The 15297-nt window shown below is 53.2% G+C and carries 22 protein-coding genes and 1 pseudogene; 1 reads left to right on the top strand and 22 read right to left on the bottom strand.

Annotated elements, in window-relative coordinates:
* Positions 1–22 precede the first annotated feature (22 nt).
* The 4 genes from ACT8X9_RS09970 to ACT8X9_RS09955 all read right to left on the bottom strand — a co-directional run bounded on the left by ACT8X9_RS09970 (position 23) and on the right by ACT8X9_RS09955 (position 2219).
* Positions 23–211, bottom strand: a complete 189-nt coding sequence (locus tag ACT8X9_RS09970; protein ID WP_006861335.1) for a cysteine-rich KTR domain-containing protein — start codon at positions 209–211, stop codon at positions 23–25.
* A 128-nt stretch (positions 212–339) separates the two neighbouring features.
* A complete protein-coding gene (locus tag ACT8X9_RS09965) occupies positions 340–990 on the bottom strand; it encodes an ABC-2 transporter permease (protein ID WP_015542934.1) in 651 nt (216 codons plus the stop codon).
* Positions 983–1843: an ABC transporter ATP-binding protein gene (locus ACT8X9_RS09960; RefSeq protein ID WP_109258364.1), complete on the bottom strand. Its 861-nt coding sequence runs from the start codon at positions 1841–1843 to the stop codon at positions 983–985. Before ACT8X9_RS09960 ends, ACT8X9_RS09965 begins: the two co-directional genes overlap by 8 nt.
* Positions 1836–2219, bottom strand: a complete 384-nt coding sequence (locus ACT8X9_RS09955; protein ID WP_002578893.1) for a GntR family transcriptional regulator — start codon at positions 2217–2219, stop codon at positions 1836–1838. The genes ACT8X9_RS09960 and ACT8X9_RS09955 overlap by 8 nt, the downstream gene beginning before the upstream one ends.
* A gap of 199 nt (positions 2220–2418) precedes the next feature.
* Here ACT8X9_RS09955 and ACT8X9_RS09950 point away from each other — a divergent pair, with 199 nt between their 5' ends.
* Positions 2419–2784 carry a helix-turn-helix transcriptional regulator gene (locus ACT8X9_RS09950; RefSeq protein ID WP_004064252.1) on the top strand — a complete coding sequence of 122 codons (366 nt, stop codon included), beginning with the start codon at positions 2419–2421 and terminating at the stop codon, positions 2782–2784.
* 169 nt (positions 2785–2953) lie between these two features.
* Here ACT8X9_RS09950 and ACT8X9_RS09945 read toward each other — a convergent pair whose 3' ends face one another.
* The 18 genes and pseudogenes from ACT8X9_RS09945 to ACT8X9_RS09860 all read right to left on the bottom strand — a co-directional run.
* On the bottom strand, positions 2954–4369 hold the full coding sequence (locus tag ACT8X9_RS09945; RefSeq protein ID WP_444268874.1) for a relaxase/mobilization nuclease domain-containing protein: 1416 nt from the start codon (positions 4367–4369) through the stop codon (positions 2954–2956).
* A gap of 79 nt (positions 4370–4448) precedes the next feature.
* On the bottom strand, positions 4449–4739 hold the full coding sequence (locus ACT8X9_RS09940) for a CD1845 family protein (RefSeq protein WP_118564839.1): 291 nt from the start codon (positions 4737–4739) through the stop codon (positions 4449–4451).
* Positions 4740–4914: 175 nt separating this feature from the next.
* Positions 4915–5256, bottom strand: a complete 342-nt coding sequence (locus tag ACT8X9_RS09935) for a plasmid mobilization protein (RefSeq protein ID WP_005927607.1) — start codon at positions 5254–5256, stop codon at positions 4915–4917.
* Positions 5256–5438 carry a DUF4316 domain-containing protein gene (locus tag ACT8X9_RS09930; RefSeq protein WP_003500078.1) on the bottom strand — a complete coding sequence of 61 codons (183 nt, stop codon included), beginning with the start codon at positions 5436–5438 and terminating at the stop codon, positions 5256–5258. The genes ACT8X9_RS09935 and ACT8X9_RS09930 overlap by 1 nt, the downstream gene beginning before the upstream one ends.
* A gap of 12 nt (positions 5439–5450) precedes the next feature.
* Complete coding sequence (locus ACT8X9_RS09925; RefSeq protein WP_444268873.1) at positions 5451–6074, bottom strand: defense against restriction DarA-related protein; 624 nt, start codon at positions 6072–6074, stop codon at positions 5451–5453.
* Between the two features lie 99 nt (positions 6075–6173).
* On the bottom strand, positions 6174–6575 hold the full coding sequence (locus tag ACT8X9_RS09920; protein WP_015567060.1) for a cysteine-rich VLP domain-containing protein: 402 nt from the start codon (positions 6573–6575) through the stop codon (positions 6174–6176).
* On the bottom strand, positions 6576–6767 hold the full coding sequence (locus ACT8X9_RS09915; protein ID WP_270844312.1) for a hypothetical protein: 192 nt from the start codon (positions 6765–6767) through the stop codon (positions 6576–6578).
* A gap of 2 nt (positions 6768–6769) precedes the next feature.
* Positions 6770–7417 (bottom strand): DUF4366 domain-containing protein, encoded by a 648-nt coding sequence (locus ACT8X9_RS09910; RefSeq protein ID WP_444268872.1) that lies wholly within the window; start codon positions 7415–7417, stop codon positions 6770–6772.
* Positions 7404–7670, bottom strand: coding sequence for a DUF4315 family protein (locus tag ACT8X9_RS09905; protein ID WP_005927622.1), 267 nt, complete (start codon positions 7668–7670; stop codon positions 7404–7406). The genes ACT8X9_RS09910 and ACT8X9_RS09905 overlap by 14 nt, the downstream gene beginning before the upstream one ends.
* A 22-nt stretch (positions 7671–7692) precedes the next feature.
* Positions 7693–9360: a CD1108 family mobile element protein gene (locus ACT8X9_RS09900; protein WP_444268871.1), complete on the bottom strand. Its 1668-nt coding sequence runs from the start codon at positions 9358–9360 to the stop codon at positions 7693–7695.
* A 279-nt stretch (positions 9361–9639) separates the two neighbouring features.
* Positions 9640–12069, bottom strand: a complete 2430-nt coding sequence (locus tag ACT8X9_RS09895; RefSeq protein ID WP_444268870.1) for a VirB4-like conjugal transfer ATPase, CD1110 family — start codon at positions 12067–12069, stop codon at positions 9640–9642.
* Positions 11987–12373: a PrgI family protein gene (locus tag ACT8X9_RS09890; RefSeq protein WP_003500106.1), complete on the bottom strand. Its 387-nt coding sequence runs from the start codon at positions 12371–12373 to the stop codon at positions 11987–11989. Before ACT8X9_RS09890 ends, ACT8X9_RS09895 begins: the two co-directional genes overlap by 83 nt.
* Positions 12374–12417: 44 nt before the next feature.
* A complete protein-coding gene (locus ACT8X9_RS09885; protein WP_330421273.1) occupies positions 12418–13038 on the bottom strand; it encodes a DUF7007 domain-containing protein in 621 nt (206 codons plus the stop codon).
* A 42-nt stretch (positions 13039–13080) separates the two neighbouring features.
* Positions 13081–13503 (bottom strand): septation protein SpoVG family protein, encoded by a 423-nt coding sequence (locus ACT8X9_RS09880; protein WP_444268869.1) that lies wholly within the window; start codon positions 13501–13503, stop codon positions 13081–13083.
* The gene (locus tag ACT8X9_RS09875; protein WP_444268868.1) at positions 13461–13721 is read right to left on the bottom strand and encodes a hypothetical protein; all 261 of its coding nucleotides are present in this window, start codon (positions 13719–13721) and stop codon (positions 13461–13463) included. Before ACT8X9_RS09875 ends, ACT8X9_RS09880 begins: the two co-directional genes overlap by 43 nt.
* A 42-nt stretch (positions 13722–13763) precedes the next feature.
* On the bottom strand, positions 13764–14630 hold the full coding sequence (locus tag ACT8X9_RS09870) for a VirB6/TrbL-like conjugal transfer protein, CD1112 family (protein WP_444268867.1): 867 nt from the start codon (positions 14628–14630) through the stop codon (positions 13764–13766).
* Positions 14631–14670: 40 nt separating this feature from the next.
* Positions 14671–14886, bottom strand: a complete 216-nt coding sequence (locus tag ACT8X9_RS09865; RefSeq protein WP_016306504.1) for a Maff2 family mobile element protein — start codon at positions 14884–14886, stop codon at positions 14671–14673.
* Between the two features lie 89 nt (positions 14887–14975).
* Positions 14976–15297 (bottom strand): annotated as a pseudogene (locus ACT8X9_RS09860) (VirD4-like conjugal transfer protein, CD1115 family); the annotation flags it as partial.

Genomic DNA, 15297 nt, shown 5'->3' with positions numbered 1-15297 from the left:
AAAAGAGTGTTCTCCTTTTATGTTATCGGCTCTGCGGCTGTGCGTCTGGCGCTTTGATAACGGTTATATGGAATTGTTCAATGTCGATTAGACATTCACTTTTACATTTTGGACAAAAGAGAGGAAAATTTTTAAGTACGGTATCTTCCCGAATTTTGTCGCGTGTTTTATTCCCGCAGACTGGGCAGCGGATGAACTCTGTTTTCTCCATATTGTTCACTCCGAATTGCGATCATTCTTTTTCTTATCCCGATATTTCCGTATGAGTTTATTACGGATAGGAACGCCAACACCAATCAAAAGCACAACTGCCAAAATTGTGAAATCCATACAATCACCTCACATTTCCTTATTCTTCATAACCCGAATGGACAAGAAGATTGAAACCGCATACATCACGACAATAGCAAAAACCGCAAGGAAAACGAGAAGTATCGGAGAAGATTCAACGACTGAAATAATTGAGTTCCCGATAGCTGGCATTTTAGAGAGAAGAAGTAAAGTCACCAAAAAACCGGCCACTGGAATATACATAAATACCCGTCCTTTGATTGAGCCGTACTTGTAATATCCCGGAATCTGGAACACAGTATAGAGTGCAAATAAGAATACTCCTGCAATAGCGGCAGTTACAATATCAAATACGCCAACTGTTTCACCCAGCACTTTCAAGACAAGCGGCTGTGCAATCAAAGAAATAATCAAGGAAAGAAGCCCCATTGCAAGGACGAAAACATAGCGTCCGATCACAAGCTCACTTTTACGAACCGGTAAAATACCAAACAGCCGATCCATACTGTTTTTTTCTGTGATGGAAAAGGTATATCCCGTCGTCATGGCAATAAAGCACATAGCAAATGATACCCCTGTCAGTAAAGAACGATTGATTGCGGCAAACACAATCGGCAGAAGCAGGGTAAAGCAAATCGTCTTAAAATATGGTTTTACCAATGCAATATCTAATTTTGTGGATTTCAAAATATTACTCATAATCGTCACCTTTCTTGCTTGTAAACACTACAATTTCATCAATAGTGGCAGGCTCAACAGTCAGGTTGGAGAAATCGTTAATATCTTCGGTTTTCATCAGAGCCTCAAATCCCGTAGGGAATGTACGAATACCAGCCGCCTTATTTTTCAGATCATCGGACAGTTCCTCAATTCCACCTTTTACAATGCGGAACATATCTACAAAATCATCTTTGCTGCCAGTAAAGAACAACTCGCCATAACTGATGTAGGTAATATAATCGGCTGCACGCTCCAAATCGCCTGTGATATGGGTGGAGAACAAAACACTATGTTCGCCATCTTCAATATACTCTGAAAGAATTTTCAAAAGTTCATCTCTGGAAACCGGATCAAGTCCACTGGTCGGCTCGTCAAGGATCAGCAGTTTGGCGTCGTATGAAAACGCACAGGCAAGCATTAACTTCATCTGCATACCTTTGGAAAGTTCTTTTACCTTTTTGGTTGGTGCAATGTGAAATTTCCGTAACATATCCGCAAATTTCTGGCTGTCCCAATTTGGATAAAATACCGAAATGGATTTTTCAACCTGCGACACTTTCCAATCATCACTGAAATAATTTGTATCGAAAACAACGCCCAGCTCTGATTTTACTTTTTGTTCTTCTGCGATATTATCCAGCCCCATCACTTTGACTGTGCCGCCGGTGCGCTTGAGCATATTCAAAATCAGTTTGATTGTCGTTGTTTTGCCAGAACCATTCGGGCCGATCAAGCCCATAATATACCCCTTTGGCAAAGTAAAGCTGATATTGTGAAGTTGAAAAGAATCAAAAGATTTTGAAAGATTCGTTACCTCTAAATAATTAGTCATCTGTTTTTACCTCCGTTAAAATGTCCAAAAGGCGATGTAATTCCTCTGTGGATAGATTTGCCATTCTTGCAGCTTTTATTGCTTCGGTGAGATTGTTTTCTACTTTGCAAATAAGCTGCTCCTTAATCAGTTCTGAACCAGACCCCATTACGAAACATCCGCGCCCCTGCACATTTTTAACAAAGCCCTCTTGCTCTAATTCTGTGTATGCCTTTGTCACTGTTAAGACGCTGATCTTTAGGTCTTTGGCAAGTGTTCTAAGGGAGGGCAAAGTTTCTTCGGCTTGAAGCTCGCCAGATAAAATAGCCGCCTTGATCTGCTGTTTAATCTGCTCGTATATGGGGACGCCAGATACATTTGAAATAATCAGTTTCATTTCTGCATCCTCCGTGTGTTTTAACTGTTATGCTATTGTGTATAACAGTATAACACAGAGAAAAAATAATGTCAATGAATGAATGGATGTTTGTGTTTTCAAGGTTCAAGAAAACATAGCGGAAATGAAATACCACCTTACATCATATTTCATTACATTTTCATAATCCAACCCGAAATGTACAATGATATAGGGTGATATGAGAATGAACCAAGATGAAAGAAGGTTTGACTTTCACGGCCTCGGGGCGGCTCTCAAAAGAGCCAGAGAAGAAAAGGGCTGGACACAAGCCTATGTTGCGGAATTAGTAGACCGTGACTCCCGTACCATTATGAATATTGAGAACAAAGGTCAGTATCCCAGTTTCGACCTTTTTGTTAAACTCATTACCATGTTTGACGTTTCAGTTGACCAGTTTATTCATGCGGACGGAGGGGCAAGGTCAAGCTCTTGCAGAAAGCACATTGATGTACTTCTAAACTCCATGAATGAAAAAGAGCTTGTCGTGATAGAAGCCACAGCCGAGGGCATTAAGAAAGCCAGAGAAACGGAGGTTCCAGAATAAGGGCCTCTGTTTTTTTGCGCCATTTTAGGGGCTGCCGCTAAGTGGCAAGCAATGCCTCTGTGGCCACAAGTGGCACAAAGGCGGCTTGTTGGGGCTCGCCCCAAACCCGTATCTTCGGGCCAACATGGCCCGAAGTGTCAGCGTCGCTTTGCTCCTTGTTTTCATAACCTTAATGCTCCTTTTCCTGCTTTCTTCCCGGTTCGGTGTAGCCCATCAGAGTGTCAATGTTCGCTTTGATCGTGACGATCTCCTGCATATCCCGTCGTGCCTTCTGGTATTCTCCATAGAGCTGTTTTTTCTTTGCTGTGAGCTTACGACCTTCTTCCTTCAGCACATCCATTTTAGGGAGCTTAGCCCCGCCCAGCAGAGAGCGCATTTCCGCTTGTGCAGCCCGGTACAGTTCAAGGTCGGCCTCATGCTCCGCAAGGAATTTCCGGCTGTACTTCGTCGCCTTATACTGCTCAAAGACTGGACGGGTTTTGGCATACTGAACCGTTGCGGTCTTTAGCCCGGCATTGGTTTTCATGGCCTGTTCCGTCTGCTTGACCTGTTCGGAAATAACATGGAAACGGTCTGCCGCCTCGGTGGCTTTCTTCGCCAACTGCTCATAATCGGTCAGGTTATTGTCCTGTATATAGGCAAGAGCGGCGGCCATCTGCTTAATGTTAAATACCTTCGCCCAGCGTTCATATCCCGGCCCCTTACCGGCAGCCAGCTTTGCTTGAATATCCACCGCCAGACTGATTTTCCGCTCCGAGCGCCCGGGGTGTTTTTCTTTGCCCTCAATGGTGGACAGAACATCTTGCAAGTCGTAGCCGTCCCCCAGCGTGGAGGCACGCAGACGGGTGAAGCGTTCCTGTCCCTGCCCGGTCAGCCGGAAGCTGATACCGCCGCCCCGAACCGTCTTGACCTCATACCCGGCCCGCTTCATCAAATTGAGAAATTCGTCCAAATCAGCGGGGCGTTCCGCCAACGCAGTATCAATGGCAAGGCGCAGCCTGTCCTGATAGGAAAGCGGCCCTTTCCGGTCTTTCTGCCACTCTCCATAGTTCCGATACTTGCCCTTGCTCCGGGGCTTCGGGTTCTCCACGATGGATAGCCCGTTTTCAAGGCACAGCCTGTCAGAGAGCCGCCGAAGGGCGAAGCTGGAGCCCCAAAAATTTCGGAATTTCCGGGTGCAGTCAAGGGTGGTGGAGTTGTAATAAATGTGACAATGGATGTGCTGCTTATCGGTGTGCGTGGTAACGATAAAAGCGTGCCGCCCCTTTGTCCAGCGCATAGCCAGCTCATAGCCGATACGGTTCGCCTCCTTCGGGGTGATCTCGCCCGGATAGAAGGATTGTCGTATCTGATAGCACAGCACATTATTTTCTTTCTTCTGTTCCCGGCCCGTCATAGCGGCATAGCTGGCCTTTGCCAAAAGGAACTCGTCCGCCACGGTGGCCGGATCACATTCATAAGCGGAGATATACTTTCCGCTTTCTGTTTTCTCCGGGTCCTTGCCATAGTCCAGACAATCCCGGATAGCCTCAGCAATCGTTTCGCCTTCGCCCGCATGGCGCTGTAACAAAGTTGTGGTAGCCAAAAATCATTCCTCCTTTCCATGAGAAAGGGGCGGCCCATTCAGACCGCCCCGACTTCGGGCCAGTATGGCCCGAGGCTGCTTAACTTGCCAGAAACCGGTACAGAGCGGATTTGCCTCCGTCCAGCGCCCAAAGAAGGGAGCCCGCCGCCGCTTGCAGTCCATACGGCGAAAGAAGGAAGGCAAGAAACAGAAATACAATCCCGCCTATGGGCGTCGGCGTGAAAAAAAGAGCGACACCCAGCACCGCCAGGATCACAGAGGCAATCGTCAGCAGGACGGCACAAATCTCAAACAGAAACACCAGCAGAGCCGCCAGAAGGGACAGCGCCAAAGCAAAGGGAGCAACCAATATTTTCAGCAGTATCTTCATCTTCAAAACCTCCTTTATCTATCCTTCCTACCTCTATTTTATCATGCTTGCCCGGGGACATAAATGTTGCGAAAGATTAGTAAATCCTGTCCCAAACTTTTGGGTCATACTGGCCCGAAGTGGTAAAAAAAGAGCAGGGCGGCAAGCCCCGCAACGGAAGCCTGCCGCCCTCGTCTTACTTTGCCACCAGCTCGGAAAGCTCCCGCAGCACCTTTGACACCTCGCCCCACAGCTTTTCATAGTCCCGCTTCAATCCGTCGATTTCCTCCGGGTACACGCCATAGGTGTGTGCGTGTACGGCGACCTGATTGAGATTGTTGGAACAGCGCCGTTGCAGAGAGATCAGCTCTTTTACGGGCGTAAGGTCGATGTGCAGGATATACCCGTTCAGAGCCATTTTCCGTACATAAGCCCCGGCGTTGGAAATGCCCGCCTCGGCCATCCGCTCATGGATGGCCGCCAGCTCGTCCGGTGTTACCATGACGTGCAGATGGACATTCCGCTTGCGGTTCTCCATCAGCGTTCCAGCTCCCGGCCTTTCCGGCGTTCTTTGGGCTCCTTTACCTTATCCAGCGGTTTTGCGTCCAACTCCGGGGGCGTGGGCGGGATGGGCGTGTTGTTGGGTACGCCGTCGATCATGTTGCAGTTCTGCTCTGTGGAGAGCTCGGCGGTTTTCAGATAGTTGTCTTTTTCGTGCATGGCGATCCTCCTTTATCGTTCCTCATGGTTTTTATGGTTTCGCTTCTGGCCGGGTTCCTTCGGGGGTTCCTGCCCTCTGGTTTCATCTTTGAGCCGGGCAGTAATGGATGGGCGCACCCGGTCAGGATTGCCCGGTGCTGGTTTCAGCTCATAATCCTCCATCTGCTTTTCGGTCAGCGGCTTTGCGTAGGTCAGTTCGCCCCATGCCATCAGCCTGCCGTCTGCCACAGGACGCCGCCTGTCATCATCGTAGTTGACGATGGAAAGAGGCTGGTTATCCAGCGGCTTCGGGTAAGTTCCTATGTCCACGGGCCGCTGGGTGGAATAATAGCGGTAAACGCCCTCCGGTCCCAGCTCGGTATGCTTGACCGCCGCATGGTAAAACTGCTGATAGTCGTCCACCCGGCGGTCAAAGTCCCTCTGCGCCCACGCCTGACTGGTTCCATAGCGGCCCCAGTAGTAATCCCGATGGCCGTTTTCCCCCTCGGTAAACTGCCAGGTCACAAAGGGGCTCGGCGCTCCCGGATTATGCCCCAGCGCAAAGCCGTGTCCGGTTTCAAAGGTGGCAGCTTTCAAAATCACATATCCTTGTACTGTCTCCAAGAGATACCTCCTTTCTGTGCCTCGGGCTAACATGACCCGAAGTGCTGGATGTTACGAAATAAGAGGGCAGACCGGGGAGAAATGTAATAAGATATTCCCACCCCGGAAACACCCTCAAAAAAGCCCGGAATGTCAAGCCTTCGGAGGCGGCAAATCGTAACAGCCGCCCGGCCTTTTCTCCCGCATTTTCCTCATGCGTTCCCGGCTTTTCCGGCGGTTCCCTTCGGCCTTGCAGGCGTCGGAACAGTAGGCTTGACGCCCCTCGGGCAGAAATGCCTTTCCGCAGACCGCACAGGCCCGCAGCTCCGGGGAGATGCCTTCCGTTGTCAGCGCCGCTTGAAGCTCCGGGTCAAGGGGCAGGACAGCCTCACGGAAATAACGGCAGTACGCCCCTGTCCAGCACTTGTGCAGCATATAGCAGGCACAGTCCAGAGGAAGGCACAGGCCGCTTTCCCGGTCATAGTTGGCGCACATCCCCGTGACCAGAGAACGGATTTTTTTCTTCTCGTCACGGGTCAGCTCCCGGGCGTCCATTTAAGACTTCGGGCCACGATGGCCCGAAGGGCGGGACTCCACGATCAGCGCCCGGAACTTCTTCCGGCACTGTTTTTTCTTTCCTTTGCACTCCTTGTAGTAACGGCATCCCTTACAAGGGTCGTCATTGTCCCAGCCGGGGTGCGGTACTTCCTTCATCATTCGTTCAAAAGGGCTGCTTGTAAAATTCATTCTCATTCCTCCGTATCTTCCTCCCACGGCGGGGTATCTTCGTCCTCGGGTTCCTCTGCGATCTCCTCCAGCTCCCCGTCCTCATATTCGCAGTAATCATCTTCCAAATCCGGGGCCTCATGCTTCGGCTTGTAAATCTTGAAATAGTAACCAATCCCACCGCCGGCCAGCACCACCGCACCAATCAGGAGCAGAGAGAGAAGGGGGCTGTCCTTTTTCTCCGGCTCGGGTTCCGGTACTTCCTCCACCGGTTCAGTGGGCTTTGGCTCTGGCTCCGGGGTCACTTCTTTGGGCGGTTCCTTGCCCTGTTCGGCAAGAGGAAGAAGGTCGTCTACGGTAACGGTATTGAGGAAATAGACGTTCTCGCTGGTTTTCTGTTTGTCGATCACCAGATAAAACACGCTTTCGTCTGCTGTGGTGATGGTGTAGAACTCCTTTCCATCCTCGTCGGTGGCGTTGTCCACCACGGTTCCCGTCCCGTCCGGGGTAAAGGGGTTCTGGGTTTCCGGCTCCGCTTCGGTTTCTGCCGGGGAGGGAGCTGTCTCCGGCTGCGGCTCGCTGCTCTGTGCATAAGCCGGGACTGTAAAGATCAGGCAACACAAAAGGCTGGCAGCCATCGCCGCCAGCCTGCGGTATTTAATTTTCTTCATGGGCTGTGTCCTCCTTTTCGGGTGCCTCCGGCTTCGGGTCAGTATGGCCCGAAGCGGTAAGGCTGTTTTTGGGGTCATTCAGAAATGCCATCAGCTGGGCGGGCGTCAGTTTAAGGGAGCGCACCGCCTGCACGATCTGGCTGTTTTCTTCCTCCTGTTTCTGCTTTTCCAGCTCCCGGATTTTGGCCTGCCACTCGGCAGCCTTCTCCCGGGCTTTTTCCAGTTCCTTATCGAGCTTGTCGATCTTGTTCATGCAAGGACTCCTTTCCTCTGGCTCACAAACGCCCGAAGGCATAGAAATGTGTCTGCCAGTAGCTTGAATTGATGTTTGCGTATTGGATGGGCGAACCACAATGGAGCATCATCCCGTCGCCCACATAAATCCCCACATGGGACACAGGGCCGGGGCTGTCATAGGTTCCCGTGAAAAAGATAATGTCGCCGGGCTTTGCCTCGGAGGGGGAAATGATAGCGCACTGGTTATAAATGCCCTGCGCCGTGGTACGGGGCAGGTTGTGGACGCCGCTGGCCGTGTACACCCAGCAGACAAAGCCCGAACAGTCAAAGGAGGTGGACGGGCTGGAGCCGCCCCACACATAGGGCCAGCCGATGTACTTTGTGGCTTCTTCCATGAGCGCCGCAAAAGCCGGGTCATCCAGCGCCTCGCCGGGTATCTCATAGCTGGGGCCGGTATCTTCGCCGCCGTTGTAAATCCCTTCCCACAGATAGGGTTTGTTGCCTTTGAGCTGCTGCATAACGATGTAGATTTCCCGCTGCTGTTCGTTAAGCCTCGGCAGGATCACGGCAGGCAGCGTCTTGTTTGTGAGGGTCACATTGAGAATGTAATACTCATAGGGAACTTCCTCGGTGGTGGTTTCCCCGGTCTCCGGGTCGGTGCTGGTTTCGGTGCGGTAGCGTATCTCGACTTCCTCCGTCAAGGTCAGCTCATACTGTGCCTCGAAGATTTCTCGCAGCTCGTCCTGCACCTGTTCCCGGAAATAGACATGGTACTTTGCAGAGAAATAGGACGCCAGCTCATAGGGGTTATGGCCGATCTCGTCCACGGAATAGCGGTACTCGTCATAGCCGGGATGGGTGCTTTCAATGTTCGCTACCGTCTGCGCCAGCTCGTTTTCCAGTGCCGTGTAGTCCTCGTCCACGCCCAACAGGTCCGTATCCTCCGAGGCGTAGGAAGTGCCGGATAACGCATTGGCAAGGCCGCTGCCAAGCGTGGGGAAAATGGAACTTACCGCCGACACAAGAAAACAGAGCAGCAACAGCAGGAGCAGGACCAGCACCGCCACTGGATGACGGGTCACAAACTGCGCCGCCCGACGGGTCGCAGTTCCCGAAGCGGCAGCGGTTTTCCTTGCGGCCTTTGCGCCCTGTTTTGCAGCCGCCTTTGCCTCTTTGGAATACCGGCGTTTCAGTTTCCATTTCTGCTGCACACGGGAAAGCGGATTGCTGGCAAGTTCCGGGTGCTCGGAGTCCATCTTCTGAAAATCCACATTGGCCCGGGCTTTTATGTCCTTCCGTTCCCACTTTGCCACCTTCCGGGCCGGGTGTTCCTGCCAGCGGCGTTTGGCATAGCGGGTCAGTTTCCGGGTTCCGGCCTCTGCGGCCAGCTCGGATTTATGGGCTCCTTCCACACCTACATTTTCATGCTCGACCTCGTGTATCTTGTTGTGGACATAGAACCATGCTTCTGTACGGGCTCCCCGGACAGCTTTTTTTGCAAGCCCCGGCGGCTTCTGCGCCGCCCGTTTCGCCTCGACCTTATCCAGCTTCTCCCGGGCCTTTCCCAGCTTTCCCCCGGCGTGTTCCGCTTTTGCCTGTGCTTTCTGGTACTTGTCCTTTTTGCTCCCGGCCTTCTCGGCGGAGCCCTCCGGCTCCTGTGCCTTGCCGGTATCCTGCGGCCCGCCCGCTTCATCTTCCTGCCTCATGCGGTCAGAGGGACGGCTTTTCCGGCTGTCCGCTTGAAACTTGCCGCTTTTGGACTTCGGGTCATCGTGGCCCGAAGGACTGTCCTGCCCGGTATCCTCGTCCTCAAACCGCAGGCGTCGGGACGGTGCGGGGGAAGGCCCTTCCCGTTCAGCCGGTCCGGGGCGATTGCTCCCGGTATCCTCCGTCGGCCCCGGCCTTTGAAAATTCCGTTTATCCGGTTTCTTTCCGATGATGTATCCCTCCTTTCCAAACCTCGGGCCATCATGGCCCGAAGTGCGTTATGCCCGGTTCATTTCCTGTTTTTTGTCCTCCGGGCGGGTGGTCATAATGGCGTACAGCTCGGTATTCTGCGGGAAGCGGTCAACAAACGGGATGGTGGTATTCCCGAAGAACAGCAGCCCTTCGCCGGAATTGGTATGGGTCACATAGGAAAGCTGGTGGGGGCTGATCCCAAGCTGTTTGGCTAAAATCTGCCGGTCCCCCTGTGCCTGCGAGAGCAGCACAAGGAAGTCTGAGTTTTCAAAGATGTTCTCAATCTCCGGGCTTGCCAGAAAATCCTTTACGTTCTGCGTTAAAGCACTGGGAACGCACCCTTTTTTTCGCAGCATTTTCCAGATCGCCACACAATAGCTTGCCGTCAGACGGTCACGGAGCAGCACATGAAATTCGTCGAAGTAGCACCATGTAGCGATACCGCGCAGGAAATTCATGGACACCTGCGAGTTTACCAAGTCCTGCATAATGAGCATGGCAATCGTCCGAAGTCCGGCCCCCAGCTTTTTTAAGTCAAGGCATACCAGACGGCGGTTCAGGTCCACATTGGTTTCATGGTTGAACACGTTAAGGGAACCCGACACATAGATTTCAAGGGCAGTTGCCAGCCGTACCGCCTCGCCCTCCGGCTGGGAACAGAGCAGGTCATACAGGGTTTGGAGGGTCGGCATTTTGCTTGTTTCCGGGTCCTGCAAGTGTTCCCGGTACATCTGGCGTACACAGCGGTCAATGACGGTCCGCTCCACCGGCTGCAAGCCGTCCTTGCCGCCGACGATCAGCTCCATCAGCGACAGGATAAAGTCGGCTTTCAGCGCCATCGGGTTTTCCTCGTCAAAGCTCAGGTCAATGTCCATCGGATTGATGTGGTGGGGGCTGTCCGGGGCGATCTCGATGACCTGTCCGCCCAGCCGCCTGATAAGGGGCGAGTATTCGCCCATCGGGTCCACCACAATGATCCGGTCACGGGTGGCAAGGAACACGTTCACAAGCTCCCGCTTTGCGGCAAAGGATTTGCCGGAGCCCGGCACGCCGAGGAACAGGCCGTTGGGGTTTTTGAGCTTTTTCCGGTTTGCCATGATGACGTTATGGGAAAGTGCGTTGAGCCCGTAATAGACGGCTTCGCCATCCATGCGGAGCTCCTGCGTCATAAAGGGAACGAAAATGGCCGTGGAGCTGGTCGTCATGCCGCGCTTGATCTCAATGCCGTTATGGCCCAGCGGAAGGCTGGAAAGAAAACCATCCTCCTGCTGGAAGTCCAGCCGCTTCAAGGTGCAGTTGTATTTCTGAACGATACCAGATACCGTGAACAGGTCGTTGTCCAGCTCCCGGCGGGTCGGGGCCATGTTCACTACAAGGAAGGTCAGCAGGAACATTCGCTCGTTCCGGCTCTGCAAATCTTCCAAGAGAGTCTTTGCGTCGTTGCTGTACGTCACAAGGTCGGGCGGGAGTATGTCCATGTCGTACCCTGACCGGGCTGCCTTCTTTTGTTCCTCCACCTTCATCTTGTCAATGTCGGAGACTTTGGCCTTGATGGATTTTACGGCGGCGGCCTGATCGACGGTTTGGATATGGAGAGTGATGGTCATTTCCGCGTCCATTTCCAAAAGCTCCGCCAGCAGCTTGTCCGAGAGCTCCGAGGCCAAAATCTGCAAGTAGGAGGCGGCGCCCCAAGTCGTCCCCACCCGGAACAGTCGGCTGAAACGAAAATCGAAACTGTCCGGGGCGATAAAGTCTTTGGTGGAAAGCCCGGTTTTGGGGATCATATCCCATGAAAACCGGAAGGGGGAGCCGCTGCCGGGGTGGAGCTGCCCGTGAAGAAGCTCCAGCCGTTCCAGCCCCGAAAGGGATCGGCACTTGACGCCCAGCTTTTTGAAGTTCCCGCAAATGTCCGCCTCTACACGTTCCAGCCTTGCCCTGGCGGTGGAAAGGTCGTCCACATTCACGCCGAAGGTCAGGAGCTTTGTGCGGACAATGCCGTTGTTGCTTTTGGCGATCTGGTTTTCCAGCATTTCCACATACTCACACCGGACGCTGTTGTAATCATCGTCCTGCATGGGGATGTTCACGCTGTACCGGCTGCCCGGGCGGCTCCGGTGGTTGAGGAAGGAAAGCTGGAACGGAAGGCTGCTGTCAAAGTAGTTGAGGCAGGCGCTCCACCCGTCAAAGATGGCCGCCTGATCTTCGGACTGTGCGAGCTGATAGTTGATGTCCTCGTATTCAATGGTTTTGGTGTAATAGCGGTCCGCTACCCGGCACACCCCGTCCCGGTACATTTCCCGGTAAGGGAGGGTCTGCTGGGCGGTGGTGGGAATGTTCTTTCCCTTTGTGAACAGGCCGAGAAGGCCCTGCTTTTCAGGCTTTTTGCCTGCGGGCTTTCCGGCCCTTCTGCTGTTTCGCAATCGGCTGCGCCTCCTTTCTGGCGCTAAGCAGCGCATAGAAATTTTCGGTTTTGTAAGGCCGCACACGGGGATAGAGGAACCGGGTGCGGATGATGTTTTTCAGCACTTTTTCCAGCGGAAGGCCGTCCCGTTCATACATAGCCAAAAAGAAGAACGGGAGCATGAGGCCGATCATCAGGAACATGGCGGCACTGTTCCCGATACTGCCACGGGAAAACAGGTAAGCCGGGAGGCCCACCGCCGCCGCGCTGGAAAAACAAACAAGCTGGCGCTTCGTTAGGTTGAAGGCCAGCTTTGTTTTGATTTTGGAAAGGTCTTTTGGTACTGGCACATAGGCCATTTTGGTACACCTCCTTTACTGCTTCGGGCCAGCATGGCCCGAGGTTATCTTGCGGCTTCTTTGGCCGGGGCTGTGCTGCGGGCAGCTTCGACGGCTTCTCGTCCGCTCTGCCTTGCCCGCCAGTATTCGGGGTGATACTGCCGGATGGACTGATTGAGCTTTTCTTCAAACTGTCCTTTGTCCTTAATGCGGTCAGGGATGTTCCACAGTTTTTTGTCCAGCAGCTCCCGGAGCACCACACTTTCCTGTGCGTCCTCCTCATAGCAGATATAGCCCTTATCCTTGAAGCCGCACTTTTTCGCCGCTGGGGAGAGGACGGCGGCTACCTCATTTGCCACCATCGTTCCGCCGTGGCTGGCGGTAGATACCAGAAACACCCCCGGACAGAGGGTTTCACAGCTCTGCACCTCGCCCCACGGGGAACTTTTCGGCGCATGGAACATTCCGCCTGTCCGGCTCCGGTCCGCCTGCATGAGCGCCGCCTTTTCTAAGATGGCTTTCAGTTCCGGGGAAAAATAGGCATATTCCCGCAGGACCCGGGCGGCCTCCCCGCCGCAGGCGTTCATCAACAGGGTATAGGCGTCGCTGTCCGCTTTGGTACAGCGGCCCAGCAGCTTGCCGTCATAGTAGCAGGCCGCGTCATAGCCCGTCCGTTTGCGTGGCATGGGTTTCGCCTCCTTTCCGCTTCGGGCCAGCATGGCCCGAGGTCAACGCTCCGCACCACGGCTGGGCTTTTCCTTCGGGGGGCGTTCCGCTTTTGCCTGTTCGGCAGCCGCTTTCCCGGCCTTGAGCTGTTCACTGATGGACGCACGCCCGGCAGAGCCGCGCTCCGCCATCTGTTCCAGCTTTACTTCATAGGCTTGCAGAACAGCGGTATTGAGCTGTTCCCGGAACTCCTTTGTGACAGGGTAGGCCATATCCCGGTAGCCGCCTTTGCCGTCTGGCTGGCTGGGCATCCCAAGAAAGAGCCCCTTGCTGCCCTGTACGATTTTCAGATTTTCCACCACAAAGCAGTCATTGAATTTCACGCTGGCAAAGCCCATCAGATTTTTCACAGGTTCGATGACCCGCACGCTTACATCCAGCTTCAACGGTGCGGCCGGGGTGGTGTTTGCAACCTTTTCCTGCATGGTTTCCTCCTTTCCGGCGGGAACAAGGTTCCCGTCCTTGTAGTCATAGCCTTCGCCCGGAGTGCCGCCAGCGTGTCCGCCGATACGCACCCGGACAGTTTCAGATCGGTTTCCACCATAAAGCGCATGGTGTCTGCTTTAGAAAATTCTTCGGGGAGCTTTCCGTAGAAAGCCGGGTGCGGCTGTCCGTCCGCACCCTGTTTGTAACGCCGGGGCATACCGCCTCCTTTCCGCTTCGGGTCAGCATGGCCCGAAGTCTCTTAATGGCAGCCGAAGATGGATTTTGCAAGACTGCCTGTTTTGAATAAGGTAAAACACAGCAGCACCGTATATCCCACACAGCCCCAGATTGCCCCGATGGGGTCGCCGTCGGTGGCGATACTCTGGATCAGCACCGCATAGATGGCGACACAGACTAAGATCAATAGACCTTGAAAGCCCACCGCAAAGAGGGAGCGGAAATAGTTCTGCCCCATGTGTCCGGTTTCCCTGTTGGGGACTGTGGCAAACGGGATAGGCGCTAAACTTGTGAGTAAATAAATTTCAATCATACGGCCATATACGATGACGAAGATCACGATGTTTAAGGCAATCATGGTAAGCTGGATCAGGAAGGATTGTAGCCAGAGTCCGAACAGAGGACCTAACTCCATCGCCTCAAGCTCTGTCCGCAGACTGTCCAGCACATCCGGCGTGATCTCTGTCCCGTTCTGGATAATGCCCGCTGACTGCTGTATCACATGCTGGCTCACATCAAAGACCGCCAGCACGATATTGAAGGTATTCGTCAGGATCATCACAGCCACAAAGGTTTTGAACACCCACTTAAAAAACATCCATGTGTCAACTTCATGGAGGTTGTTGCGTTCTATGAGCATCTGTATCAGTTCATAGGTCATAACAAAAGTGAGGATGACCCCGGCGATTGGCAGAATGGCAGTTTCGGAGATCTGTCGTATCATGGAAAAGACCCCGGCGTTCCAGTCCGCCGGGGTCGTGCCTACCTGTGTGGCGATCTCGCCAACGCTCTGATTGACGTTATCGAAAAGGCCGTCCAGATTTCCCATGATACCATCGGCGAGCAGACCTTTCAGCCATTCAACGATTGCGTCGATGATAAAGTCCATACATCAGCTCCTTTTCTGGAAAAGGGACAATGGGTGACACTTAGCTGAACAGGCCGGACAGCAGAGGGATAAGCTGAAGGCCGATCAGAACGACACCGCCGCCAGCCATGAGCTGCTTAATGCCCTGTGATTTTGCCGCAGGGTTATCCGACCCGTAACCTTCCAGAAGGTTGATGACGCCCCATACCGCCAGACCGGCACCAAGAGCCATAACCAGAATTTTGAGAATGTCGATTGCCTGATTGAAAAATTCCATATACGTTCCTCCATTTTGTTTGTTTGATGGTTTTGGGTACAAAAAAAGCCGCCCACATCGGCGGCGCTTCGGGTCATCATGGCCCGAAGTTACACGAACTCGTCGCTGTCCAGATCATCGAAATTCAACAGGTCAGCTTCTTCGTCTGTGTCGGAGCCATCCACTCCGTACACCGTGTATTCGTCCTCCGGCTTTAGTCTCAATGGCCGGTGGCGGAACAGGCTTTCCAAGCGGAAGGCGTTTTTCTTTTTATCAAATTCGGCTGTGTACTTGTAATTCGGGTGCTTTTTCAAGTCATACTTCGGGGACAGGAAAGGCGGGAGACCCCGAAGCTGCAAGATACATTTATCTCCTGGCTTGGTGGGGATCTCGCTGGTGGTCATCAGTTCCCGGCCAAGCCGCTGCATATTC

This window comes from Faecalibacterium sp., from assembly GCF_052358865.1.
Lineage (GTDB): Bacteria > Bacillota > Clostridia > Oscillospirales > Ruminococcaceae > Faecalibacterium > Faecalibacterium butyricigenerans.
The sequence above is the reverse complement of the archived record's forward strand: the minus strand, read 5'-3'. Positions and strand labels throughout refer to the sequence as shown.